The organism is Pseudarthrobacter sp. IC2-21 (assembly GCF_034048115.1).
GTDB lineage: Bacteria > Actinomycetota > Actinomycetes > Actinomycetales > Micrococcaceae > Arthrobacter > Arthrobacter naphthalenicus.
Window position 1 is genome coordinate 3,974,684 of record NZ_CP139145.1, and the last position, 25,136, is coordinate 3,999,819.

15 protein-coding genes and 3 rRNA genes are annotated in these 25,136 nt (G+C 63.1%); 4 read left to right on the top strand and 14 right to left on the bottom strand.

Features of this window, described 5'->3' with window-relative positions; translation table 11 throughout:
- Nucleotide 1: 1 nt before the first annotated feature.
- From SBP01_RS18395 to benA, 5 genes are all read right to left on the bottom strand, one after another.
- Nucleotides 2–2,833, bottom strand: coding sequence for an ATP-binding protein (locus tag SBP01_RS18395; RefSeq protein WP_320536833.1), 2,832 nt, complete (start codon nt 2,831–2,833; stop codon nt 2–4).
- 62 nt (nt 2,834–2,895) lie between these two features.
- Nucleotides 2,896–3,723 (bottom strand): 1,6-dihydroxycyclohexa-2,4-diene-1-carboxylate dehydrogenase, encoded by an 828-nt coding sequence (locus SBP01_RS18400; RefSeq protein WP_320536834.1) that lies wholly within the window; start codon nt 3,721–3,723, stop codon nt 2,896–2,898.
- A complete protein-coding gene (gene benC, locus SBP01_RS18405) occupies nt 3,723–5,294 on the bottom strand; it encodes a benzoate 1,2-dioxygenase electron transfer component BenC (protein WP_320536835.1) in 1,572 nt (523 codons plus the stop codon). Before benC ends, SBP01_RS18400 begins: the two co-directional genes overlap by 1 nt.
- Nucleotides 5,295–5,415: 121 nt before the next feature.
- On the bottom strand, nt 5,416–5,952 hold the full coding sequence (gene benB, locus SBP01_RS18410; protein ID WP_320536836.1) for a benzoate 1,2-dioxygenase small subunit: 537 nt from the start codon (nt 5,950–5,952) through the stop codon (nt 5,416–5,418).
- Between the two features lie 37 nt (nt 5,953–5,989).
- Nucleotides 5,990–7,372, bottom strand: coding sequence for a benzoate 1,2-dioxygenase large subunit (gene benA / locus SBP01_RS18415; RefSeq protein ID WP_320536837.1), 1,383 nt, complete (start codon nt 7,370–7,372; stop codon nt 5,990–5,992).
- A gap of 323 nt (nt 7,373–7,695) precedes the next feature.
- Between benA and catA the strand changes: the two genes are divergently transcribed.
- The 4 genes from catA to SBP01_RS18435 all read left to right on the top strand — a co-directional run bounded on the left by catA (nt 7,696) and on the right by SBP01_RS18435 (nt 12,892).
- Complete coding sequence (gene catA / locus SBP01_RS18420; RefSeq protein ID WP_320536838.1) at nt 7,696–8,592, top strand: catechol 1,2-dioxygenase; 897 nt, start codon at nt 7,696–7,698, stop codon at nt 8,590–8,592.
- A gap of 109 nt (nt 8,593–8,701) precedes the next feature.
- Nucleotides 8,702–10,039: a benzoate/H(+) symporter BenE family transporter gene (locus SBP01_RS18425; RefSeq protein WP_320536839.1), complete on the top strand. Its 1,338-nt coding sequence runs from the start codon at nt 8,702–8,704 to the stop codon at nt 10,037–10,039.
- Between the two features lie 9 nt (nt 10,040–10,048).
- Nucleotides 10,049–11,770 (top strand): helicase HerA-like domain-containing protein, encoded by a 1,722-nt coding sequence (locus SBP01_RS18430; RefSeq protein WP_320536840.1) that lies wholly within the window; start codon nt 10,049–10,051, stop codon nt 11,768–11,770.
- Between the two features lie 129 nt (nt 11,771–11,899).
- Entirely contained in the window at nt 11,900–12,892 is a 993-nt protein-coding gene (locus SBP01_RS18435; RefSeq protein WP_320536841.1) for a hypothetical protein, read from the top strand.
- 77 nt (nt 12,893–12,969) lie between these two features.
- On the opposite strand, the gene SBP01_RS18440 is transcribed toward SBP01_RS18435, so the two are convergent.
- From SBP01_RS18440 to rpmB, 9 genes are all read right to left on the bottom strand, one after another.
- The gene (locus SBP01_RS18440; protein WP_320536842.1) at nt 12,970–14,979 is read right to left on the bottom strand and encodes an NHL domain-containing thioredoxin family protein; all 2,010 of its coding nucleotides are present in this window, start codon (nt 14,977–14,979) and stop codon (nt 12,970–12,972) included.
- Nucleotides 14,979–17,126 carry a cytochrome c oxidase assembly protein gene (locus tag SBP01_RS18445; protein ID WP_320536843.1) on the bottom strand — a complete coding sequence of 716 codons (2,148 nt, stop codon included), beginning with the start codon at nt 17,124–17,126 and terminating at the stop codon, nt 14,979–14,981. The genes SBP01_RS18440 and SBP01_RS18445 overlap by 1 nt, the downstream gene beginning before the upstream one ends.
- A 109-nt stretch (nt 17,127–17,235) precedes the next feature.
- On the bottom strand, nt 17,236–17,523 hold the full coding sequence (locus tag SBP01_RS18450; RefSeq protein WP_214961838.1) for an HU family DNA-binding protein: 288 nt from the start codon (nt 17,521–17,523) through the stop codon (nt 17,236–17,238).
- Between the two features lie 446 nt (nt 17,524–17,969).
- Nucleotides 17,970–18,086: ribosomal RNA gene (gene rrf, locus SBP01_RS18455) — 5S ribosomal RNA — on the bottom strand.
- Between the two features lie 218 nt (nt 18,087–18,304).
- Nucleotides 18,305–21,445: ribosomal RNA gene (locus tag SBP01_RS18460) — 23S ribosomal RNA — on the bottom strand.
- Nucleotides 21,446–22,008: 563 nt separating this feature from the next.
- Nucleotides 22,009–23,536 (bottom strand): 16S ribosomal RNA (locus SBP01_RS18465).
- Together the 16S, 23S and 5S rRNA genes form the textbook arrangement of a ribosomal RNA operon.
- Before the next feature lie 679 nt (nt 23,537–24,215).
- A complete protein-coding gene (rpsN, locus tag SBP01_RS18470) occupies nt 24,216–24,521 on the bottom strand; it encodes a 30S ribosomal protein S14 (RefSeq protein ID WP_164204161.1) in 306 nt (101 codons plus the stop codon).
- 3 nt (nt 24,522–24,524) lie between these two features.
- Nucleotides 24,525–24,692, bottom strand: coding sequence for a 50S ribosomal protein L33 (rpmG, locus tag SBP01_RS18475; protein WP_013602737.1), 168 nt, complete (start codon nt 24,690–24,692; stop codon nt 24,525–24,527).
- Nucleotides 24,692–24,928, bottom strand: a complete 237-nt coding sequence (gene rpmB / locus SBP01_RS18480; protein ID WP_015938871.1) for a 50S ribosomal protein L28 — start codon at nt 24,926–24,928, stop codon at nt 24,692–24,694. The genes rpmG and rpmB overlap by 1 nt, the downstream gene beginning before the upstream one ends.
- Nucleotides 24,929–25,136 lie beyond the last annotated feature (208 nt).

Genomic DNA, 25,136 nt, shown 5'->3' on the forward strand with positions numbered 1-25,136 from the left:
GTCAGTCCTTGGCCCGGAACACGGCGGCGAGCTCGCTGCGGGAACGGATTCCCATCTTCCGGTAGAGCCGGGTCAGGTGGTACTGCACCGTCTTCTCCGCGAGGAACAATGCCCGGGCCGCCTCTTTGTTGGTGGCGCCCCCCGCCACCAGTTCGGCCACCGCCCGTTCCTGCGCGGTGAGCTGGAGGTGGTGGTCACTGACGGCTGTCAGCACCGGGTCGGCGGGGTCCGGGATGTTCCCGACGTCGAGCCCTGTTGCCTTGAGCTCGCGGTCGCAGCGTTCCACGTACGTGGCAGCCCCCAGGGTGTCATAGAGGTCGCGGGCTGCGCGCAGGACGGTTGAGGCCAGCCGCCGTTTGCCTGCCCGGCGCATGCTCTGGCCGAACGCAAAACTGATCCGGGCGCGCAGATACGGCCTGTTGAGCCCCCTCAGGTGCCCCAGGGACGCCTCGAAATGCTCCCTGGCGGTGTCCGGGTCTCCCTGCGCGGCCACCAGACGGCCCCTGGCCCAGGCCATCCGCGCCATGTCCGAGGGTATTTCCCGCTCCCGCGGCACCCGCTCGAACGCCGTGAGGAACGCATCGGCGGCGTCGAGCTGGTCGGTCATGACCAGGGCGTTGACGTACGTGTCCTGCCAGGGCCAGAAGGACACGCGGTGCTCGGTCCACGGGTCCAGCTCGGTCAGCGGCTGCAGGACAGCCAAGGCGCCTTCATAGTCCGCCCGCGCCTCGTGGAAGCGGGCGCGGGCGAGGCTCGCCGGCACCTGCATGGCGCGGTAGGTTCCGGGCTGCACTGCGGCCTGGGAAACGTAGTACCGCGCCCGTTCCCAGTCTCCGCGCATGGACCAGAGCTCGGCCGCGGTCCAGTAGAGCAGCGGGCGGATCAGCGGCATGCGCGAGGTCTCGAGACGTACGGACGCGCGGGCCACGGTGGCTGCGGCCGCATCCCAATTGCCGAGCACCAGGTGGGTGCGGGCCAGCCACGCCTCAGCCCACAGGGAGATGCGCATCGACCCGCCCCGGTATTCGGTGGGGGCCGCGGACTCGAAGTTCACCAGGGCCGTCTCCACATTGTCCAGGCGCAGCGCCAGCCAGCCGGCGCCCATCTGGACACGCTGTTTCTGGGCGTTCTCGGCAGCATGTTCGAACGCCCGGAGGTAGGAGGCTTCCGCCTCGGAAACCCGGCCCTGGGCGTACAGGCCCAGGCCGTAAATGGCCTCCGATTCAATGTGGGCGGGGGTGTCGGGCAGCGTAAGCTCCATGGCCCGTTCGGCCCAGGTGGTGATCATCGGGCCGTCCCACGACGCGACCCCGTGCAGGACGAAGCGCTGCGCCACCTGCGCGGCGGCAGAAGGATCATGTTCGGGGTTGGAGGTGCGCCAGGCCATCTCCAACTGTGTCTGCGCGCTGTCGTTCTGCCCGGATGCGGTGGAGAGGTAACCCAGGACGGAGGAGCGCAGCGGCGACGGCGGCAAGGCGTCCACTGCCGCGGTCCACATCTGGGCCTGGGAAATGTTGCCGGAGCCCACCAGGGCATCCACGGCCCGAAGGAGCCTGTCATTCCGGGAGCGGATGTCCCGGGAAAGCCTGGACGCGGAGAACAGCGCCGTTGAGGCGTCCTGCCACGCGCCCACCCGGGCCTGGCGCCGCGCATAGTCCTCCAGCTCGTCCGCCAGGGATTCGTCCGCGCCGGGCGTGGCGGCGACCCGGTGGCCCAGCCGTTCGCCCTCAGCCTGCACCGCCTCAGCCGCCCGCCGGTGAAGCGCGATCCGCCGGCTGGGAACGATCTGTTCGTAGATGGCCTCCGCGGTGCCCGGTCCGGAGAAGACGACGGCGGAACGGGCCTGGTCCACGGCCAGTCCCAACAGCCCCGCACGGTGTCCCTCGTCAAGGGCGTCCATGACCGGGCCCACCCTGCTGACCTCGGAAACCTCGGCCATGCCTGCGGCACTCCCCAGCACTGACGCGGCCTCGGCAACGGCAACCAGCTCCGGGGACGCCGCGGCCAGGACACTGCGCACCCGGGCACGCACCCGGGACGTCGGAGGCAGGGAGGGGAACCAGGTCTGCCAGGTTTCCGCCGGGAGCTCCTGGAGCAGTTCCACCACCGGCTGGGCGAGCCCGCCGGTGTGCTGCACCAGGCCGTGCGCCGCCGTCGGACTCAGATCGATGCCGAGCATCCGCCTGGCGAGATCCTGCACCTGCGCCGGGGTGAGCGGATCCAGCGGGATGGTGGTCACCTGGTGGCCGGTCAGGAAGTCCAGCGTTCCGGCGGGGACGCGTAGGGCGTCGTCCGGGTTGAGGGTGAGCACAAACAGGATCCGTTTGCCGTGCAGCCGCCGCATCACGAACGTGAGGATGCGCAGGCTCTCGACGTCGAGTCGGTGAACGTCATCGACGGCCACCACCACGCTGCCATGGGACTGAAGCCCCGCCAGGTGGGTGCTGAGCGTGGACGCGTAATTAACCACCTGCGCCGGGGTGAGCGCCGGGAGGGGGCCTGCGGGCAGGGCAGGGCCGCCGTCGTAATCCTTGGCCGAACGCAGCGGCGCCGTAAGCATCAGCTGCGAGTAGCCGGCGAGGGGAAACTGCGCCTCCCACTCATCCCCCATGGCGGACAGCACCCGGACACCACGGGCACCCGTGCGGCAGTGTTCCAGAAAAAGGTCCAGGACGGCGGTCTTCCCGGCTCCGGCGGGACCGGAGATCACGACAGCACGTACGTTGCCCTTGCGGACGGTCCGGAAAATTTCCAGCAGCTCCGCGAAGACCCCCGCCCGGCCAACAAGCGGCAAGTCCTCCGCCATGTCACCGTGTGTGGAGGCCGACGTCATGGCCGCAACTCTACCGGAGAGGCCCTGCCGGGCCCGGCGGCGGCCATCGATCACGGGTGCGCTCAGCCCAGGTCCCCGCCGGCGACCGGAAGGACGCTTCCGGTGACATAGGACGCTTCATCTGATCCGAGGAACACGATGGGTGCGGCCTGTTCGTCCAATGTCCCGTACCGCTTCATAAAGGATGAGTCCACGGTCTGGTCAACGATCACCTGGTACCAGGCCTTCTCCGTGGGGGATTCGGCCTCCGGACCCCGCTTAACCCTGCGGGGCGGCGCCTCGGTGCCCCCGGGGGCTGCGGCCACCACGCGGATTCCGCGGCCGCCCACCTCCATCGCCAGGGACTGGGTCAGGGCGTTGACCCCGCCTTTGGCTGCCGCATACGGAACACGGTGCATGCCGCGGGTGGCCACCGAGGAGACGTTGACGATGGTGCCCGAACCCTGCTCCAGCATGGCCGGCAGCACTGCCCGGCAGGTCCAGAGGGTGGGGAAGAGCGAGCGGCGGATCTCTTTCTCGATCCTGTCCTCGTCATACTCCTCGTAGGGGCGGGCCCAGATGGTCCCGCCCACGTTATTAACCAGCACGTCAACGCGGCCGTGGGCGGCGAGCGCCGCGTCCACTGCCTGCTGTGCACCGGCGAACGTCTCCAGGTCCGCAGTCACGGAAGTGGCCGAGCCTCCTGAACCGGAAGCCTGCGCGGCCTCCTGGATCCCTTGCGCCACCTCATGGACCAGTTCGGCCCGGTCCACCAGGACGACGGCGCCGCCCTCGGCTCCGATCCGTTCGGCCACTTTCTGCCCGATTCCCTGGGCGGAACCGGTCACCAGCACCACCTTGCCGGCGTACCGGCCGGGGGTAACGAACTGGCCGGAATAGGGAGCCGCCATCAGCTGCCGGCCTTCGCGTCGATCGCTCCGGCCATGGTTTCCTTGGCATCGTGTGCGTGGGCCATGATGACCTCCCGCACCCGCGCCTTGTCTTGACGCTCAAAGGCGTCAACCACATCAAGGTGGTCCTGGGTCACCCGCTCGAAGATGGCGGTTCCCGCTTCGAAGGCCGCGGCCATCTGCGCGTGGACGTCCAGGCGGCGGTAGGACTCAAGCAGCATGGGGTTGTCGCAGACCACAAACAGGTATTCGTGGAACTCCTCATTGGTCCGCGCGAATTCCTCCGGTTCCTGGACGGCCCCGGCAGCCACGGAGCACGTGGTGGCCTCCGCCAGCCGCCGGAACTGCTGCAACTGCTCCTCGCTGAGGCGGCCCAGCATCAGTTCGCTCACTGCGAGCTCGAGGCCCATGCGCGCATCCAGCTGGGCGAAGCTGTCCTCCTTGCGGAAATCCAGCCGGCCGGTTTCCAGGGAGGAGACCGCCTCGCTGCGGCTCATCGTGTCGCCCTCGGCTTCGATCTTTGCTGCCGCTGCGGGCGCGCCTGTTTCGGCGTCGCCGCCGGTGGTTTCCTTGGGGGCAAAACGCTCGAAGTAGAAGTTGGCGGGCTCGATGCCCTCAGAGTCCAGCCACTTCGATACAGCGTTCACCATGGGGGGCGGGCCGCACAGGTAGATGTCGACGTCGCCGTCGTTCAGGTGCTTCGGCTCGATGATCTGGGTGACATAGCCCGTGTGCGGAGCAGAAGTCCCCGGTTCGGAGGCAATGTAGTCCCACGTGAAGGCGGGCAGTTTCGCCTCGTACTCGCGCAACCAGTCCAGGCCAACAATGTCCGCCTCACGGGTCAGGCCGTAGATCAGGTGGACCGGCGCCGACGGCGGATTCTCGGTGAGCTTCTCGAGGATGGACAGGAGCGGGGCCAGGCCCGTTCCGCCTGCCAGCAGGAGCAGGGGCCGCTTGGGCTCACGCAGGAAGAAGGAGCCGTAAGGACCCGTGAACTCGATGGTGTCACCCACCGCAGCCCTGTCGCGCAGGTATTCGGACATGGCGCCCTGCGGCGTCACCCGCACCATAAAGGAAGCATCCTGCACCTCGGGGCCGCTGCTGAATGAATAGGAGCGCTCGGCGTCCGTCCCGGGGACCTTGATGTTGACGTACTGGCCGGGCAGGAACGCCAGGCCGTCCCGGTTCTCCGCCTTCAACGTGAAGGAAACCGTCGACTCCGAATGCTTGTTGAGCTCCGTCATGGTGGAGGTGAAGGTGGTTGCCGAGGTTTTCGCGGATTCTGACGTGGCAGGGATCTGGATGGCCAGGTCCGATTCCGGCACCGCCTGGCAGGTGAGCATATAGCCCTTTTCCAGCTCATCCTCTGTCATGGCATCGTCAATGAAGTCGCCCGGATCGAAGGAACCGGAATCGCAAAAGGCCTTGCAGGTTCCGCACGCCCCGTCCCGGCAGTCCGACGGAATGTTGATACGTGCCTTGTACGCGGCATCCATCACGGTCTCGTAGTCGCCGACCTTGATGACCTTGGTGACGCCATCCTCGAAGCTGAGGGCTACTTTGTGGCCCATGGTTTCCTCCTGGTTGGGACGCGTCGATGCGGCCCGGGTAAGTGCGGATGTGCCCGGCGGGCACGGATTGTGAAACGGCCTCAGCCGGTGCCGGCCTCGGGCCGGGCACCGGCGGGAGCCGTCAGATCATGTAGACGTCCACAACGTGGTGGATGTAGTCGTTCTTGAGGACGACCTTCTTTTTCATGATGACCGGCTCTGCGCCGGCGAGGTCGATCGTGTAGTGGCTGGTCCCGAAGTACGTGTCCGTGGTGTTGTACCGGAAGTAGAGCGTGAACCAGTTGAAGCGCGCCTTCACCTGATTGCCTTCGCGCTCCATGATTTCGACGTCGGTGATGTTGTGCCCGGTGCGGGGTTCCGGCAGGGACGTGGCCGAGGACCGGTCCGTCTTGATCCGGAAGACGCGGTCCTCGATGCCGCCGCGGTTGTCATAGTAAATGAGCGAGATCTCGTTCTGCGGGTCCTCGGTCAGGCGGTCATCGACGTCCCAGGCGGGCATCCAGAACTCGGAGTCCGGGTGGTAGCACTGAAGCCACTCATCGAACTGGCGGTCATCCAGCAGGCGGGCCTCCTTGTAGAGGAAGGCACGGACGGTTTCGAGGGTGGCAATCTCCTCGGCGCTCTTGAGCGCGGCAGCGGGCATCGTCAGGTTGGTCATGGGTTCTGCACTCTCTTTGGTTCCACGTGGAGGGGGGTCAGGCGGTGACTGGAACGGCGTCCAGCGCGGAGGTCTCTTCCTCCGCCAGGGCCCGGTCCATGACTTCCTTCCAGTACCCGTGCTGAATGGGGTACAGCCCCTCGTCCTCGGTGCGCACCCCGGAGGCGATGACCCTGGTCATGCCCAGTGCCTGGGCCTGCTCGTCAGGACCGGCGATCTCGTGGGTGGAACCGCGGGTCATGTCGTTCCAGGGCGCCGAGGTGGCCCAGTAGGTCTTGTTGCAGGACCGGAACTCTTCGAGGTCATCGGGGGTGGCCATGCCGGTGGCGTTGAAGAAGTCCTCATACTGACGGATCCGCTTGGACCGGTTCTCCTGCGATTCACCCTTGGGCGCGATGCAGTAGATGGTCACCTCGGTCTGGTCAGCCGAGATGGGCCGGAAGTGGCGGATCTGCGAGGAGAACTGGTCCATGATGTAGACATTCGGGTACAGGCAGAGGTTCCGGGAGATGTTGATCATGAAGTTGGCCATCTCTTCGCCATACTTCGTCACGAGTTCATCCCGCCGGTCCCACAGCGGCCGGTCCTCCGGGTTGGTCCATTCCTGCCACAGCAGCAGGTGCCCGTGGTCGTACGAATAGAAACCGCCCTTGACCTTGCCCCATTTGCCGGCGTCCATGGCCTTGGTCTTGTTGGCAGAGTCACCGGCGGTGCGGCGGGCCGTCGTGGCAGCGTAGTTCCAGTGCACGGCCGTGACATGGTAGCCGTCCGCCCCGTTCTCCGCCTGCACCTTCCAGTTGCCGTCGTAGGTGTAGGTCGAGGCCCCGCGAAGCACCTCGAGCCCCTCCGGGGACTGGTCCACGATGGAGTCGATCACCTTGGTGGCATCACCCAGGTGTTCTTCGAGCGGGAGCACGTCAGCTTTCAGGGAACCAAAGAGGAAGCCGCGGTAGGACTCGAAGCGGGCCACTTTGGTGAGGTCGTGGGAGCCCTCTTTGTTGAAGGTCTCCGGGTAGCCCGCGTTGCGTGAGTCCTTGACCTTCAGCAGCTCACCGGAGTTCTTGAACGTCCAGCCGTGGAACGGGCAGGTGAACGTGGTGCGGTTGTCCGTCTTGCGGCGGCACAGCATGGCGCCGCGGTGGGAGCAGGCGTTTACGAGGCAGTTGAGGTTCTCGTCCTTGTCGCGGGTGATCATCACGGGCGTGCGGCCGATGTTGGTGGTGAAGTAGTCCCCCACGTTGGGGATCTGGGATTCGTGGGCGAGATAAACCCAGTTGCCTTCGAAGATGTGCTTCATCTCCAGTTCGAAGATCTCTTCGTCGGTGAAAATCTCGCGCTTGGCACGGATGACGCCGTTCTCACGGTCGTCGATAACGGCGTCGGCAAGGACCTCGCGGACATGGGCCAGGTTCTCGGTCATGGCGTGCTCCTTCATTGGAGGGTGCTGGACGGATGAGCGGGAGGTCCGGGCCAACCCGCGGTGCCCAGGGGGGGACGTTGTCACGTCAGTCTTCCCCATCGTGATCGCTCTCACATCAGGCAAACCCCTAGGTTAGGCCAAGGGTGTCTTTATGTCTGGTTAATGACAGAAAACAGGCCAAATCGATATTTGTAGCGTCCTTATTTCAGGCCTAGGATGAGACGGTCATCACGCGAACTGCGTCGCGACAGGTTCAGATCCTGCCCCTCCACCGGTTCGCAACGGGTTCAGGAGCAGTTCCTGTCCCCTATTCAAAGAGGAGTATGGACATCACCATGACCGAGACCCAAGCAGACACCCGCAAAGAGGACGAGGGCACTGCAGTCGAAGCCGGCTCCAAAGCCACCGAACGCTTCGCTGCCTCCGGCAAGCTTGCCGGCCTGGATGTGCCCAAGGAAAGAGTGAGCCTGCTGGCGGGGGCACTCATCAAGGCCGCCAACGACATCGTCGTCGAGCACCAGGTCACCTACGAGGAATACAACGCACTCAAGGCGTGGCTCATCAAGGTGGGAACCGACGGCGAATGGCCGCTGTTCCTCGACGTATGGCTGGAGCATTCTGTGGAGGACGTCAACTCCCAGGACCGCCCCGGCACCGTGGGGACCATCGAGGGGCCCTACTACATCCCCGGCTCCCCGGTACTCCAGACCCCTGCAACCGTGGAAATGCGTGCGGACGAGGAAGGCACCCCGCTGCGCTTCAGCGGCCGATTCACGGACACCGACGGCAACCCGATCCAGAACGCCCAGGTGGAAATCTGGCATGCGGACAGCGCCGGGTTCTATTCCCAGTACGCCCCGGGCCTGCCCGACTGGCTCCTCCGGGGCACGATCAAGGCAGACGACGACGGCCGCTTCGAAATCAACACCATGCGCCCGGCGCCCTACCAAATTCCTATGGACGGGGCCTGCGGGCAGCTGATCGACGCCGCGGGCTGGCACGCCTGGCGCCCGGCGCACATCCACATCAAGGTCTCCGCGCCCGGCTTCCAGCCCGTAACCCAGCAGCTGTACTTCCCCGGCGACCCGCACAACGCGGACGACATTGCTTCGGCAGTCAAGCCTGAACTGATGCTGGACCCGAAGCCGCGCACCGACGGCGGCTCCGGTGAAGAAGTGGTCTACGACTACGTCCTCGCCAAAGAAGGCCAGCACAAGTAAGAGCCACCGCTGACAAGCGGGGCCGGCGCCCTCGGCCCCGGCCCCGAAGGCGCCCCGGAGTGCAAACTCCGGGGCGCCTGTATTTTTTGCACCCGTTCCAGGAGCCAGAATGCAGCCATCCCGTCCGGTCCCGCCCGCCGCTCCCCAGGCGGACACCCCTGCACCCCGCTTGTCCCCGCCACTGCTGGAACGCCCCGGCGTCCGGCCTGCAGGTCTGCGCCAGGTCTTCCGTGATGTGGGCCTGCCTTATGTTTCCAACGGGGTGATCGGCCTCATCTTCTCCGCGTCAGGCCCCATAGCCGTCACGCTGGCAGTGGGAGCGGCGGGCGGCCTTACCGAGGCCCAGCTCGCATCCTGGGTGTTTGGCATCCTTTTCTCAGGCGGGGCCGCCACCTTGGTGATGTCCCTGCTGTATCGGCAGCCTCTGGGCTTCGCCTGGTCCATTCCCGGTACGGTGCTCCTGGGGCCGTCCCTTCAGCATCTGTCCTTCGCGGAAGTGGTGGGAGCCTTCTTCACCTCCGGTGTGCTGGTCCTGGCGCTGGGCGCCTCCGGTGTCGTGCGGCGCATTATGGCAGCGGTTCCAATGCCGATAGTCATGGCCATGGTTGCCGCCGTATTCCTCAAGTTCGGCACTGATATCGTCTCCTCCACCCAGGCGAACCCCGTCGTGGCCGGGCCCATGGTGGTTGCCTTCCTGGTCCTTACGGCGGTGCCGGCCCTCGGCCGGTTCCTGCCACCGGTGCTGGGCACCCTGGTGGTGGGGTGCCTCGCCGTGGCGGCAAGCGGTCAGTTTTCGTTCCATGCGGGCGGCCCGGTTCTGGCGGCGCCGGTCTTCACCGCACCCGAGTTCACGTGGGCTGCCCAGCTCGAACTTGTGGTTCCGTTGGCCCTCACCGTGTTGTTCGTTCAAAATGGCCAAGGCATCGCCGTGCTCCGTGCCGCCGGGCATAACCCGCCGGTAAACGTCTTCGCCATCGTTTCGGGCGCGTTTTCGTTGCTCAACGCGGGGTGCGGCGCCGTCTCAGCCTGTGTTACCGGCCCGACCAACGCGCTCATGACGTCATCGGGAGCCAAAGAACGCCAGTACACGGCTGCCGTGGTGTTCGGTGTCCTGGCCATGATCTGCGCGCTGCTGGCTCCGGCCCTCACCCGGCTCATGCTCGCCACACCCACGGAATTTATTCTTGCCCTCGGCGGCATCGCCATGCTCCGGGCCCTCCAGCAAGCCTTTGTCACCGCCTTTGCCACCACGTTCACCCTGGGTTCTTTGGTGACGTTCGTGGTGACCATGTCCGGCATGAGCCTTTTCAACATTCACCCCGCGTTCTGGGGCCTGGTCATCGGCTACGCGGTTTCCCGGGTGCTTGAGCACGCGGACCATGCCGGCGCTGACACCGGGCTGAAAAGCGGTACGTCTACACCCCATCTGAAGGCCCCGGCCAACTAAGCTAGCGGCATGGCCAACAAAACCACTGCAGAAAAGCTTGCCACCATCCAGAAGGGCTACACCCTGGAAGGTGCCACCATCGAGCTGGGCGCCGCCATTGTTGACGGCGAGCTTCACAAGGAAGCGCAGGTCCGGCTGCCGCTGGCCATGATGAACAGGCATGGGCTGGTGGCCGGCGCCACCGGCACCGGCAAGACCGTCACGCTGCACATGATGGCAGAGCAGCTGTCCACGGCCGGCGTTCCCGTCTTCCTGGCCGACATCAAGGGCGATCTCTCCGGACTCGCAACCGCCGCGGCAGGCAGCGACAAACTGAAGGCACGCACTGACAGCATCGGCCAGGCCTGGGCCGGCAAGACCTACCCCGTGGAGTTCCTGGCACTGGGCGGTGACGGGAACGGCATTCCGGTGCGGGCCACCATCACCTCGTTCGGGCCCATCCTGCTCTCCCGCGTGATGGAACTCAACGACACCCAGGAATCCAGCCTGCAGCTCGTCTTCCACTTTGCGGACAAGAACAACCTCGAACTGATCGACCTCAAGGACCTCCGCGCCGTCATCCAGTTCCTCACCTCGGACGAAGGCAAGGACGAGCTTGAGGAACTGGGCGGCCTCTCCAAGGCAACGGCCGGCGTCATCCTGCGCGAACTGGTGAACCTGGAGGCCCAGGGCCTGGAAAAGTTCTTCGGCGAACCCGAGTTCGATACCGCCGAACTTCTCCGGACGGCTCCGAACGGCCGCGGCGTGGTCACCTGCCTGGAACTCCCCACGCTGCAGACCAAGCCGATGCTGTTCTCGACCTTCCTGATGTGGCTGCTGGCCGACCTGTTCGAAGACCTGCCTGAGGCCGGCGATCTGGACAAGCCCAAGCTGGTGTTCTTCCTGGATGAGGCCCATCTGCTTTTCAACGGCGCGTCCAAGGCCTTCCTGAGCGCCATCACCACCACCGTCCGGCTGATCCGGTCCAAGGGCGTGGGAATCTTCTTCGTCACCCAGACCCCCAAAGACGTGCCCGCCGATGTCCTGGGCCAGCTGGCCAACCGGATCCAGCATGCCCTTCGTGCGTTCACCCCGGAGGATGCCAAAGCCCTCAAAGCCACGGTCTCCACCTTCCCGGTCAGCGACTACGACCTCGAGGAAACGCTCACGTCCGCGGGGATCGGCGAAGCGGTCATCACGGTCATGAACGAGAAAGGCGCCCCCACGCCGGTGGCCCTGACCCGGCTCCGGGCCCCGGAATCGGTCATGGGACCCAGCACCGAGGACCTCGTCAAGAGCAGCGTGGCCGGATCGGCGCTGCTGGCCAAATACGGCGCCGCGGTGGACAACATCTCCGCCTACGAAAAGCTCACCGGTAAGGGTGCCGCGCCCACGGGCGAAGCCGCTCCCGGCGAGCCGCCCGTCCCCGGCGGCACCGAATCCGGCAGTGCCGGCCAGGCAGGTGGCAGCCAGGCCGATGTCGACGCCGAGGCCCGGCGGATCGAGGAGGAGATCCTGGGCCGGCCCAGCAGCCGTTCTGTTCCTGTTCCGGACCGGGCCCCTGAGCGGGCACGGGCACCGCGCGCGCCCGAACCTGCACCTGCCGGCGGCGGGATTGCCGGCGAGCTCGCGGGTGCCCTCGGCGGGGCATTGGGCGGCGGACTCAAGAGCATGGTGCGGTCCATGGGAACGCAGCTCGGCCGCGAGCTGCTGCGCGGCGTGTTCGGCACCTCGTCCCGGCGCCGCCGATAGGCCAGACCGGACGATGCCCCGCGCGCCGATCGCCCGCCGTCGGACGTTAACAAAGCCGTTAAGCTGCCTTGCGCCCTGCCCCCAGCTCCAGTGTTCAGCGGGCTTGCAGGTAACGTAAGGGGCGTGCAGATGAGTCAAGCGTTGGTGAAGATAGCGGCCGGATGGCTGCTGGGCTTCATGCTTGCCGTGGCTGCCTCCATTGTTGGCATCAACGTGGTGAACAAGACCGTCGCGAGCCCGCAGCAGCCGGTCCGTGAGTACCTGGATGCGCTGCAGCAGGGCAACGGCGGCAAGGCCCTGGGCCTGCTGCGGGCCAGCGTGCCGCCCAGCAACGCAGCCATGCTTGACGGGACGGCGCTGAAGACCGCCGCCTCGCGCCTTGCCAACGTCACCATCGGTGAGCCTGAGAACCGGGCCGGCCGCCAGGTCATGGTCCCGGTGCAGTACACCATTGATGGCAGCCGCCTGCGCACCGAGTTCCTGTTGGAGGAGACAGGAACGGAATGGCTGTTCTTTAAGACCTGGGCGTTTGTGCCGTCGCGGCTACCCACCCTGCCCGTCACGGTGGTGAACTCCAGCGAAGCCAACCTGAACGGTGTCCCGGTGAACATGCCCGGCGGCCGGAACTCCTTTGCCGTCTTCTATCCCGGCGAATACGAGGCCTCCCTCAACGGCGTCTACTTCGCCGCACCGGCCACCCGCGCCACCATCACGTCCCGCGATGCGCCGGTGGCCCCGCTGAACCTTCTGACCGAGGCCACCGAACAGCTGCGCAAAGATGTGGGCCAGCGGGTGAAGGAGTTCCTGGACGGCTGCGCCGCGGAAGCCGTGAAACAGCAGCGGCTGCAGCCCGACTGCCCCTTCTATTTCTCCAGCACCAACAACGTGGACGACGGCACCATCAAATGGACCATCACCGAGTACCCCGAAATCTCCATCGCGCCTTTTGACGGCCGCTGGGTGGTTGCTCCCCTGGACGGCAAGGCGAAAGTGGAGGCAGTGCAGCAGAGCTCCTTCACCGGCGCCTGGTTCCCGCTGAACGAAGAAGTGGACTTCAGCTTCACCACCCGCCTGGACGTCGAGGGCGACACCATCAAGGTCACCCCGCTGCTGAGCTATTAGGGGGCGCACACAAAAGGCTGCCTCCCGTGACGCAATATCCCGGGAGGCAGCCTTTTGTGTAAGTACGACGGCGGTGGCTAGTCCATGCCGCGCAGGTCCAGGACCAGTTCCGTGTCGCCGTCGTCCGTGAGCAGCACGGGAATGCCCCAGTCCTGCTGGTACAGGTGGCAGGCGGCGTGGTCCGGGATCTCGCCGTCCTCGTTCTCGGGGCCGTCGCAGGCCGCGGCCCGGGCGGTGATGTGCAGGACGCCTTCCGGAATTCCCGTTGCCAACTCCAGGGTCCGGAGCAGGCCCACAGACGTGCCGCCACCGGACACCAGCAGCTCCGGCGGGGTGGAGGAGATCTTCAGCTGGGTGGGATCGCCCCAGCGGTCATCGAGCTTCTGGCCGGTGGGGGCCGTGAAGCGGACGGTCAGGTCCAGCAGGCCCGGAGCCACGGGGCTCTTGGGACGCTGAGTCTGCGACGCGCCCTCGTCCACCTGCTGCGCCTCCTTGGGGATGGGCACGTAGACGAGCTGATGCTTGTTGGCCTCAACCACCACCAGGAGCGGTTCGGAGCCGGCAGCCCGGGTATGGTCCACGATCACGTCGCTTGGTTCGGACAGGCCCCGCGCCAGCGTGGAGACCTTGCCCGTTGCCGGGTCGTAGCGGCGCACGGCACCGTTGTAGGTGTCCGCGATGGCCACGGAGCCGTCGGGCAGGACGGTAACGCCCAGCGGGTGCTGCAGCCGGGCTTCCGCCGCCTCACCGTCGCGGAACCCGAAGTCGAACAAACCCTTGCCGACGGCGGTTTCCACGGTGACCGTGCCGTCGTCGCTGATGGCCAGCTTGCGGAGTGCGGACGTTTCCGAATCCGCTACCCAGATGTTCCCGTCGGCGTCCTCGGCAAGGCCGGACGGCTGAGCGAACCAGGCTTCGTGGGCTTTGCCGTCCAGCAGGCCTTCCAATCCGTTGCCGGCCACAATGGCCACAGCGCCGGTGAGCGGGTCGAAGCTGAAGATCTGGTGGGTTCCGGCCATCGCGACCACCACGGCGTTGAGCTTGGTGGACCAGACAACGTCCCACGGCGAGCTGAGCGAGACCTCCAACGGGTGCCCGCTGAGCTGCCCGGTGAACCCGGCAGCGTCCTCGTCCACGCGCGCGGGACCCGTTTCAAGGAGCCGCTGAACGCCGTTCCCGGCGAGCGTGCTGGCCTTTCCGTCTGTGAGCGAGAGCCCGCGCAGGCGGTGGTTGACCGAATCGGCAATGACGACGTCGTAGCCTGCCTTCGCTGCCACGTCTTCCGGCAGCAGCGCAAGGCCCTGGGGCTCGTTGAACCGGGCGGCGGCCGGGTCACCGGCGGCGGGGCCGTCCTCGTAGCCTTTGGTACCTGAACCGTAGGTGCGCAGCACCGTCTGGAAGTCGGTGCCCAACTCCACGAGGCGGTGGTGGCCGGTATCCGTCACAAGCCAGGTGCCGGCGTCGGACGCTTCCGTGTCAGAGGCGCCCGCGCCGGAAGTGCCCACCTCGGAAGTGCCCCGTCCGGCGGGGAGGAAGAGTGCCTTGCCCGGGAAGCGCAGGGTACCCGAGGTCGCTTCCGGCGCCACGTAGGGGCCCGAGCCCCGGTGCAGGGTGCCCTTGGCCTCATGTTCGGCGATCAGCTCGGGGATGAGCACGGCCAGGCCGTCCGCGTGGCCTTCGCCGGAGAGGTGCGCCACGATGTAACCCTCGGGATCGATGACCACCAGGGTGGGCCAGGCACGGGCAGTGTAGGCCTTCCAGGTGTCCAGCTCAGGATCGTCCAGGACGGGGTGGTGGATCTCGTAGCGCTCAACCGCGGCGGCAAGGGCTACCGGATCTGCCTCGTGCTCGAACTTGGGCGAGTGCACGCCCACGGTGACCAGGACGTCTGCGTACTTTGCTTCGAGCGGGCGCAGCTCATCCAGGACATGCAGGCAGTTGATGCAGCAGAACGTCCAAAAATCGAGGAGCACGATCTTGCCGCGCAGGGCTTCGAGGTCCAGCGACTTCCCGCCGGTGTTTAGCCAGTTACGGCCCACCAGTTCGGAGGCGCGGACCCGGAGTTGGGTGCGTACGGTTTCGCTCATCAGCGTCCTTCCAGCTTGTTGCGTTCAGCCAATCTGGCGTCGCGTTCGGCCAATTTGGCAAACATATCGTTGTAAGCGGTGAGATCGGCGTCGTTATTCCTGTCCGCTGCCCGATCGGTGCGGCGGGTCTCGCGTTCATCGGAGCGTGACCACATGATGGCGACGCCGATCGCCACCAGCAGGGTGGGGACTTCGCCGATGCCCCAGGTCACCGCACCGCCCAGTTGCTGGTCCAGGAGGGCGGACGGTCCCCAGGGGCGGCCGAGGTTGCCGAAGTAGTCCGCCGCCAGCAGGCTGGTCCCGCCCATGATGGTGACGCCGAAGAAGGCGTGGAAAGCCATGGTGGCCAGCAGGAGGAGCAGGCGCATGGGATAGGGCGCGCGGCGGGGCAGCGGGTCCGTGCCGATCATGCTCAGCACGAAGATGTAACCGGTGAGCAGGAAGTGCAGGTTCATGAGTTCGTGGCCCACGTGCTCCCGCATCGCAAAGCCGAACGCGTCCGAGAAGTAGAACAGAATGATCGAGCCGGCGAAGTTTGCCGCGGCAAACAGCGGGTGCGTGACCACCTGGGAGAACTTGGAGTGGACAAAAACCAGCACCCACTCACGCAGTCCCCTGGAACCGTCCGCGCGTGCCGGAAGGGCGCGCAGGGCCAGCGTCACCGGGGCGCCCAGCACCAGGAACAGCGGCGCCACCATGGTCAGTGCCATGTGGCCCACCATGTGAGCGGAGAACAGCACCATCCCGTAGACAGTCGGCGGGCCGGAGGTGATGTAGGTCAGTGCCACAAGTCCCACCACCCAGTTCACGGACCGGAACCACGGCCACTTGTCCCCTCGCCGCACCACTTTGGCCACGCCGAGGAAGTAGGCCACCAGAGCGAACAGCACCACGGCTACCCAGAGCCAGTCCAGGCGCCATTCCGTGAACCAGCGTTCGGGGGTCAGCTCCGGCGGCAGCTCATAGCCCGACAGGATAAATGCCGGCGAAGCGTTGGGTGCGAAGCTGGTGGGTTCGGGCGGGGCCGAACGGCTCAGGGCGACGGCGACGCCCGAGGTGGCGCCCATGATCAGGAGTTCAACGATGACCAGCTGCCACAGCACGCGGCGGGCGGTAAATGCCGAGCCCTGGCGGCCCAGCTGCGGGATAACCCACTGCCGGTGCATCAGGCCGATGCCGCCGAGGACCACCGTCGCTGCCGCCTTAGCCAGAATGAGCTGCCCGTAGGGAGAGCCAAAAAGGTCAGCCCAGTTGGTGACGCGAATGCTTGCGTTGATGACGCCCGAGGCAAAAACCAGCACAAAAGCAAAACCGGCCAGGGCCGAAAACCGCCGCAGGGTGGGTTCGGTGATGTCTGTGCCCGCGCCCGGCTTCGGTCCCGCCAGGATGCCTGAGAGCAGGGCCAGCAGGATGATGCCGCCCACCCAAACGCTGACGCCCACTAGGTGCAGGCCCAGGGAGTTGACCGCAGCTGAATGGTCCGAGGAACTCGACGAGTGCCCGATCAACGCGGCGGGGACCAACCCGATCAGTGCCAGGATCAGCGTGAGCGCCAGACCGCCCAGGGATCTGACACCGAACAGGGCGGTGGTCACCACGGCCCCGATGATGGTGACGGCCAGCCAGGCACGGCCGGTGTCGATGTCGGTCATGAAGTAGACCAGGGCGCGCGTGAACTCAGCGTCCCCGGAGAGTCCCTGGCCTGCCACGTCCGAGTAGGTGAGGACCAGCACGGCGATGGCCGATAACGTCCAGACCGGGCCGGCGGCAGCGGCTATGGCCAGGGCCCGTGAAAACGCAGGGTGTTCGGGCGCGTGCGCATCGTTGGTCCGGGAACGTGGGCCGGCGCTCCTGGGAAGGATGCCGACCGCGAAGATCAGTCCGCCGATCACCGTTGCCAGGGACACGTTGTGGATGGCCTTGCTGATCGGCAGGCCCCAGCGGGCCAGCGCTCCGGGATCAGATACTGTTCGGGCCGCCGCCGCGCCGGAGAAGAGGAGCGCTGCGACCAGTCCCAGAAGCAGCGCTGCAAGCCCCAGAAGCTGCCAGGGCCGGGAAACCCCCACAGGCGCGGCGCCCGGCGTTGTACCGCCCCTGCCGGGGGCCGGTGAGGGTGTTGTGGGACGGGACTTTGCTGCAGAAGGCACCTATTCATTGTCCGCTACCCGCGCCGAGGCGGCGAATCGTACTTCACGGGGAGATGCAAAGGGGCGGCAACCCGAAGGTTGCCGCCCCTTTAGCTGGTGCTGAAGAAGACTACTTCTTCTTGGCTACCGCAGCCTTCAGCTTGGAGCCGGCGGTCAGCTTGACGCTGTGGCCTGCTGCGATCTGGATGGTCTCGCCGGTCTGCGGGTTGCGGCCGGTGCGAGCTGCACGGTCGGTGCGCTCGACTGCAAGCCAGCCCGGGATGGTGATCTTCTCGCCGGAGGCGACTGACGTTTCGAAAACTTCGAACAGTGCATCGAGGACGGAGTTGACGGCTGCCTGGCTGGTGCCGGCCTTGCCTGCTACCTCTGAAACAAGTTCGCTACGGTTCTTAGCCATTGATGTCCTCCTGGACGGTCACGATTTCTGGAGCCTGAACGCGGCATGCGTGCAAGCCACTGTTCGAAAACTTACCAGCTTGGGACGGCGAGGTCCGCAAATTCCGCGTGTTTCCGCGACTTTTTGACTTAAATCACCGGAATTTCGGGCTTTCCCGGGTGAAATTGCGCCCACAGCGGACGCTCTCTCACTTGATGCGGGTTTTCAGCCGACGCTCTCTCAGTTGATGTGGGTTTTCCGTGGACGCTCTCGCAGTGTGGGGTGTTCGACGGCGGTGCCGGGGATGGGTGCCGGGGGGCCGGACATGGTGTGGTGCACGACGGCGGTGCCTGCGGTGGGTGGTTGGGTGCGGCGGGTGCCGGCTGTGGGCTGGCCGGGTGGGGTGGGTGGTTAAAGTGGGAGAGCCTCCAGACTGTGTCTGGAGGCTCTCAACCGTTTTAATGGTGTTCCGGCGGTGACCTACTCTCCCACACCCTCCCGGGTGCAGTACCATCGGCGCTGTGGGTCTTAGCTTCCGGGTTCGGAATGGGACCGGGCGTTTCCCCCACGCTATGACCGCCGTAACCTTATGTCCGCACCCTGGACAGTGGTGTCCGGGTGGGAAATCTGTGGTTACAACATTGTGGTGTTGTTTGTATTGTGTTGTGTTTTTTGTTCCCTGTCGCAACGGACCCGTGGCGGGTTTGTTGGTTGGGAACCACATAGTGGACGCAAGCAGTCTTGTTTCTTTTTACCAGTGCTGGGTGTGAACGTCTTTTGAATGCCGTTCACGCAGTGGTGTGTGGTGTAAGTTATCGGCCTATTAGTACCGGTCAGCTTCACGAGTCGTTAGTCCTCGCTTCCACATCCGGCCTATCAACCCAGTGGTCTGGCTGGGGGCCTCTCACACACAAGGTGTATGGAAATCTCATCTCGAAGCGAGCTTCCCGCTTAGATGCTTTCAGCGGTTATCCCATCCGAATGTAGCTAATCAGCGGTGCACTTGGCAGTACAACTGACACACCAGAGGTTCGTCCGTCCCGGTCCTCTCGTACTAAGGACAGCCCTTCTCAAATTTCCTGCGCGCGCAGCGGATAGGGACCGAACTGTCTCACGACGTTCTAAACCCAGCTCGCGTACCGCTTTAATGGGCGAACAGCCCAACCCTTGGGACCTACTCCAGCCCCAGGATGCGACGAGCCGACATCGAGGTGCCAAACCATGCCGTCGATATGGACTCTTGGGCAAGATCAGCCTGTTATCCCCGAGGTACCTTTTATCCGTTGAGCGACGGCCATTCCACAATGTACCGCCGGATCACTAGTCCCGACTTTCGTCCCTGCTCGAGATGTCTCTCTCACAGTCAAGCTCCCTTGTGCACTTACACTCGACACCTGATTGCCAACCAGGCTGAGGGAACCTTTGGGCGCCTCCGTTACTTTTTAGGAGGCAACCGCCCCAGTTAAACTACCCATCAGGCACTGTCCCTGACCCGGATTACGGGCCGAAGTTAGATGTCCAAAGTGACCAGAGTGGTATTTCAACGATGACTCCACCCGAACTGGCGTCCGGGCTTCAACGTCTCCCACCTATCCTACACAAGCCACTCCGAACACCAATACCAAACTATAGTAAAGGTCTCGGGGTCTTTCCGTCCTGCTGCGCGTAACGAGCATCTTTACTCGTACTGCAATTTCGCCGAGTTTATGGTTGAGACAGCGGGGAAGTCGTTACTCCATTCGTGCAGGTCGGAACTTACCCGACAAGGAATTTCGCTACCTTAGGATGGTTATAGTTACCACCGCCGTTTACTGGGGCTTAAATTCTCAGCTTCGCCCGTAAGGGCTAACCGGTCCTCTTAACCTTCCAGCACCGGGCAGGAGTCAGTCCGTATACATCGTCTTGCGACTTCGCACGGACCTGTGTTTTTAGTAAACAGTCGCTTCCCCCTGGTCTCTGCGGCCCCGATCCCCTCCCACCAGCAAGTGGTGTTCAAGGTTGGGGCCCCCCTTCTCCCGAAGTTACGGGGGCATTTTGCCGAGTTCCTTAACCATAATTCTCTCGATCGCCTTAGTATTCTCTACCTGATCACCTGTGTCGGTTTGGGGTACGGGCGGCTAAAACCTCGCGTCGATGCTTTTCTCGGCAGCATAGGATCACCAAATCCCCCCACTAAAGGGGGTCCCATCAGATCTCAGGCATCATGAACAGCGGATTTGCCTACCGTTCGCCCTACATCCTTAGACCGGGACAACCATCGCCCGGCTCGGCTACCTTCCTGCGTCACACCTGTTAATACGCTTGCCTCCCAGGATCAGGTCCCGCGCTCCACCAAAACCCGCACACCACAAGGGTGATTGGGCAGGTCTCGGGCGGTTAGTATCCCCTGTTCAACATGGACGGTTTTTCGCCGGTACGGGAATATCAACCCGTTGTCCATCGACTACGCCTGTCGGCCTCGCCTTAGGTCCCGACTTACCCAGGGCAGATTAGCTTGACCCTGGAACCCTTGATCATTCGGCGGACGGGTTTCTCACCCGTCTTTCGCTACTCATGCCTGCATTCTCACTCGTGTAGGCTCCACCGCTGGTTTACACCGCGACTTCACTGCCCACACGACGCTCCCCTACCCATCCAAACGCCTGAACCACAAGGGCTTAGCAATATTTGAATGCCACAACTTCGGCGGTGTACTTGAGCCCCGCTACATTGTCGGCGCGGAATCACTTGACCAGTGAGCTATTACGCACTCTTTTAAGGATGGCTGCTTCTAAGCCAACCTCCTGGTTGTCTTCGCAACTCCACATCCTTTCCCACTTAGCACACGCTTAGGGGCCTTAGTTGGTGGTCTGGGCTGTTTCCCTCTCGACTATGAAGCTTATCCCCCACAGTCTCACTGCTGCGCTCTCACTTACCGGCATTCGGAGTTTGGCTGACGTCAGTAACCTTGTAGGGCCCATTAGCCATCCAGTAGCTCTACCTCCGGTAAGAAACACGCAACGCTGCACCTAAATGCATTTCGGGGAGAACCAGCTATCACGAAGTTTGATTGGCCTTTCACCCCTACCCACAGCTCATCCCCTCCATTTTCAACTGAAGTGGGTTCGGTCCTCCACGACGTCTTACCGTCGCTTCAACCTGGCCATGGGTAGATCACTTCGCTTCGGGTCTAGATCACGCCACTGCAACGCCCTATTCAGACTCGCTTTCGCTACGGCTTCCCCACACGGGTTAACCTCGCGACGTAACACTAACTCGCAGGCTCATTCTTCAAAAGGCACGCCGTCACAGCTACTTGTGATAAATCACGGCTGCTCCGACGGATTGTAAGCACACGGTTTCAGGTACTGTTTCACTCCCCTCCCGGGGTACTTTTCACCTTTCCCTCACGGTACTGGTCCGCTATCGGTCATTAGGGAGTATTTAGGCTTATCAGGTGGTCCTGACAGATTCGCACGGGATTTCTCGGGCCCCGTGCTACTTGGGATACTCTCACAGGCGGCACAAAACATTTCGGTTACGGGGCTCACACCCTCTCTGGCCGGCCTTTCAAGACCGTTCACCTATGCCTGCACATCACACCCCACCAGTCCGGCAGAACTGGTATGGAAAGTCCCACAACCCCGACCATGCAACGCCCGCCGGCTATCACACATGGAACGGTTTAGCCTGATCCGCGTTCGCTCGCCACTACTAACGGAATCACTATTGTTTTCTCTTCCTGCGGGTACTGAGATGTTTCACTTCCCCGCGTTCCCCCCACGCACCCTATGTGTTCAGATGCGGGTCACCAGGCAGATCGCTCCCCTGGCGGGGTTTCCCCATTCGGACACCCTGGGATCACAGTCCGGTTATCGACTCCCCCAGGCTTATCGCAGATTCCTACGTCCTTCTTCGGCTCCTAATGCCAAGGCATCCACCGTGTGCTCTTAAAAACTTGACCACAAAAGATCAATTCAGAAATTTTCGAGAGAACCACGAAAACCAACCACACCCAACAACCACACCCCCAAAAAGAGGTGCCATCATCACGCGCAGCCAGATCCAGGTTCATATTCTTGGAAATTGCTTCTTATAAAAGATGCTCGCGTCCACTATGTAGTTCTCAAACAACAACCCCAAACCACACACCCCACACACACCCGCCCCCGAAGGAAACAAGCAACCGTGCGATCGGTGCAGCCAGGAAACCAGAAACAAACAAACCCCGGAACAAGAACACCGCAACCCGTAAGCCGCAACGCATCCCACCCCGGTCCTGTTGCCTCAGGACCCAACAGTGTGCCAAACACTAAACCACCCGCCCCCACCTCCGGCACCGTTCCACGACAAGCATCCAAAGACACCATCCGTACTAGGCAAGAAGAAGAAACACGCGGCCGCTATTTGTTGATATTCCACCCGTGAGCACCCGCCGCAGAACAAACGTCTGCGCAACGGGCGTACTCCTGACAACACCACCACACAGACATAACGCCTGGCAGGGTTGTTGTAGGTGCTCCTTAGAAAGGAGGTGATCCAGCCGCACCTTCCGGTACGGCTACCTTGTTACGACTTAGTCCCAATCGCCAGTCCCACCTTCGACAGCTCCCTCCCCACAAGGGGGTTAGGCCACCGGCTTCGGGTGTTACCAACTTTCGTGACTTGACGGGCGGTGTGTACAAGGCCCGGGAACGTATTCACCGCAGCGTTGCTGATCTGCGATTACTAGCGACTCCGACTTCATGGGGTCGAGTTGCAGACCCCAATCCGAACTGAGACCGGCTTTTTGGGATTAGCTCCACCTCACAGTATCGCAACCCTTTGTACCGGCCATTGTAGCATGCGTGAAGCCCAAGACATAAGGGGCATGATGATTTGACGTCGTCCCCACCTTCCTCCGAGTTGACCCCGGCAGTCTCCTATGAGTCCCCGCCATCACGCGCTGGCAACATAGAACGAGGGTTGCGCTCGTTGCGGGACTTAACCCAACATCTCACGACACGAGCTGACGACAACCATGCACCACCTGTGAACCGACCGCAAGCGGGGCACCTGTTTCCAGGTATTTCCAGTCCATGTCAAGCCTTGGTAAGGTTCTTCGCGTTGCATCGAATTAATCCGCATGCTCCGCCGCTTGTGCGGGCCCCCGTCAATTCCTTTGAGTTTTAGCCTTGCGGCCGTACTCCCCAGGCGGGGCACTTAATGCGTTAGCTACGGCGCGGAAAACGTGGAATGTCCCCCACACCTAGTGCCCAACGTTTACGGCATGGACTACCAGGGTATCTAATCCTGTTCGCTCCCCATGCTTTCGCTCCTCAGCGTCAGTTAATGCCCAGAGACCTGCCTTCGCCATCGGTGTTCCTCCTGATATCTGCGCATTTCACCGCTACACCAGGAATTCCAGTCTCCCCTACATCACTCTAGTCTGCCCGTACCCACCGCAGATCCGGAGTTGAGCCCCGGACTTTCACGGCAGACGCGACAAACCGCCTACGAGCTCTTTACGCCCAATAATTCCGGATAACGCTTGCGCCCTACGTATTACCGCGGCTGCTGGCACGTAGTTAGCCGGCGCTTCTTCTGCAGGTACCGTCACTTTCGCTTCTTCCCTACTGAAAGAGGTTTACAACCCGAAGGCCGTCATCCCTCACGCGGCGTCGCTGCATCAGGCTTTCGCCCATTGTGCAATATTCCCCACTGCTGCCTCCCGTAGGAGTCTGGGCCGTGTCTCAGTCCCAGTGTGGCCGGTCACCCTCTCAGGCCGGCTACCCGTCGTCGCCTTGGTAAGCCATTACCTCACCAACAAGCTGATAGGCCGCGAGTCCATCCAAAACCACAATAAAGCTTTCCACCCCCCACCATGCGATGAGGAGTCATATCCGGTATTAGACCCAGTTTCCCAGGCTTATCCCAGAGTCAAGGGCAGGTTACTCACGTGTTACTCACCCGTTCGCCACTAATCCCCGATGCAAGCACCGGATCATCGTTCGACTTGCATGTGTTAAGCACGCCGCCAGCGTTCATCCTGAGCCAGGATCAAACTCTCCGTTGAAGTAAAACAAAAACAGAAAACAACCAACACCCCCGGAAATAACGGGAAAAGAAGGCCGCAAAAATTTGAAACCAGCTGTAAAAACCAAACCACATCCACGGGGTGGACAGGCCTGGCCAATTCAACCAATTCAATACAATAAATTGGTATCAACAAACTTGGCACACTATTGAGTTCTCAAACAACAGACACACCCGGCACCACCACCAGCACTTCTCAGCCGTGGATCGCTCCGGAGCAACTTTTCAAACTTACCCGATCTCAACCCCCGACGCAAATCCATTTTCCAGGACCCGCACCGGCAGAAAACACCGTCCCCCCGCCACTTTCCAGCGCCCTAAAAGAACAACCAGATCATGGCCTTGAATGTGGGGGGTTTGGCCGCCCGCGGTAACCAGCTACTCGCTGTTCCCCTCGCGGCGACTTAGAAAACAATACACCCAGTGACGCCTTGCCGCAAATCCATCCCGGATGGGGCCCCGTTCCCCGCGATTCCGGGGAACATACGGCCAATGGGCACTCAGGATGAGTCCCGCCGTCGTACATTCCTTCTGTACGCTGCAACACAGGTGCGGATCTGGACCATCCTCATCAATGCCCCGTGGCGTTTAAATGCAGAAGGGCCGGCAACCAATTGGTTGCCGGCCCTTCTCAAGCTGCTGGAATCAGCGGTGCTGAATTACCAGGAAGACTTGGTGATGCCCGGGAGCTCACCGCGGTGAGCCATGTCGCGGAAGCGAACACGGGAGATACCGAATTTCTGGAAGGTACCGCGGGGACGGCCGTCGATGATGTCGCGGTTACGCAGACGGATCGGGGAGGCGTTGCGGGGCAGCTTCTGCAGGCCGAGGCGTGCAGCTTCGCGTGCCTCGTCGGTTGAGTTGGGGTCAACCAGGGCCTTCTTCAGTTCGAGGCGCTTGGCAGCGTAACGCTCAACGATGACCTTGCGCTGCTCGTTGCGAGCAATCTTGGACTTCTTAGCCATGGTTTAGCGCTCCTCTCGGAATTCGACGTGCTGGCGGATCTTGGGGTCGTACTTCTTCAGAACCATGCGGTCCGGATCGTTACGACGGTTCTTACGGGTTACATAGGTGTAACCCGTGCCCGCGGTCGACTTGAGCTTGATGATCGGACGTACGTCCTTGTCCTTAGCCACTAGAGCTTCACCCCACGAGCCAGGATAGAGGCGACGACTGCGTCGATGCCGCGTACGTCGATGGTCTTGATGCCACGCGCAGAAACCTGCAGCGTGACGTTACGCCGCAGGGACGGAACCCAGTAGCGCTTCTTCTGAATGTTCGGATCGAACCGACGCTTGTTGCGGCGGTGCGAGTGCGAAATGCTGTGCCCAAAGCCCGGCTCGGCTCCGGTCACTTGGCAGTGTGCTGCCATGACTTCTCCTCAAGAATTGAAAGTAATGATCCGCATATCTGCTGCAGGATCATGCGTCTAAGAGCGACCCAAAGTGATCAGGGTGAACGGTTAGTCACGCAACTTGAGCCCCTAACTACCGGCTACCCTGGAGAATTTACCGGGCCACCGGAGCAATTGCGCACGCTCCGCGCACTTAGCGCCTACCAAGTCTACGAGTTGAGGCAAT

Excerpts from the sequence above, each read along its gene's own strand:
- SBP01_RS18395 (WP_320536833.1), bottom strand. The coding sequence starts at position 2,833 with ATGACGTCGGCCTCCACACACGGTGACATGGCGGAGGACTTGCCGCTT.
- SBP01_RS18400 (WP_320536834.1), bottom strand. The coding sequence starts at position 3,723 with ATGGCGGCTCCCTATTCCGGCCAGTTCGTTACCCCCGGCCGGTACGCC.
- benC (WP_320536835.1), bottom strand. The coding sequence starts at position 5,294 with ATGGGCCACAAAGTAGCCCTCAGCTTCGAGGATGGCGTCACCAAGGTC.
- benB (WP_320536836.1), bottom strand. The coding sequence starts at position 5,952 with ATGACCAACCTGACGATGCCCGCTGCCGCGCTCAAGAGCGCCGAGGAG.
- benA (WP_320536837.1), bottom strand. The coding sequence starts at position 7,372 with ATGACCGAGAACCTGGCCCATGTCCGCGAGGTCCTTGCCGACGCCGTT.
- catA (WP_320536838.1), top strand. The coding sequence starts at position 7,696 with ATGGACATCACCATGACCGAGACCCAAGCAGACACCCGCAAAGAGGAC.
- SBP01_RS18425 (WP_320536839.1), top strand. The coding sequence starts at position 8,702 with ATGCAGCCATCCCGTCCGGTCCCGCCCGCCGCTCCCCAGGCGGACACC.
- SBP01_RS18430 (WP_320536840.1), top strand. The coding sequence starts at position 10,049 with ATGGCCAACAAAACCACTGCAGAAAAGCTTGCCACCATCCAGAAGGGC.
- SBP01_RS18435 (WP_320536841.1), top strand. The coding sequence starts at position 11,900 with ATGAGTCAAGCGTTGGTGAAGATAGCGGCCGGATGGCTGCTGGGCTTC.
- SBP01_RS18440 (WP_320536842.1), bottom strand. The coding sequence starts at position 14,979 with ATGAGCGAAACCGTACGCACCCAACTCCGGGTCCGCGCCTCCGAACTG.
- SBP01_RS18450 (WP_214961838.1), bottom strand. The coding sequence starts at position 17,523 with ATGGCTAAGAACCGTAGCGAACTTGTTTCAGAGGTAGCAGGCAAGGCC.
- rpsN (WP_164204161.1), bottom strand. The coding sequence starts at position 24,521 with ATGGCTAAGAAGTCCAAGATTGCTCGCAACGAGCAGCGCAAGGTCATC.
- rpmB (WP_015938871.1), bottom strand. The coding sequence starts at position 24,928 with ATGGCAGCACACTGCCAAGTGACCGGAGCCGAGCCGGGCTTTGGGCAC.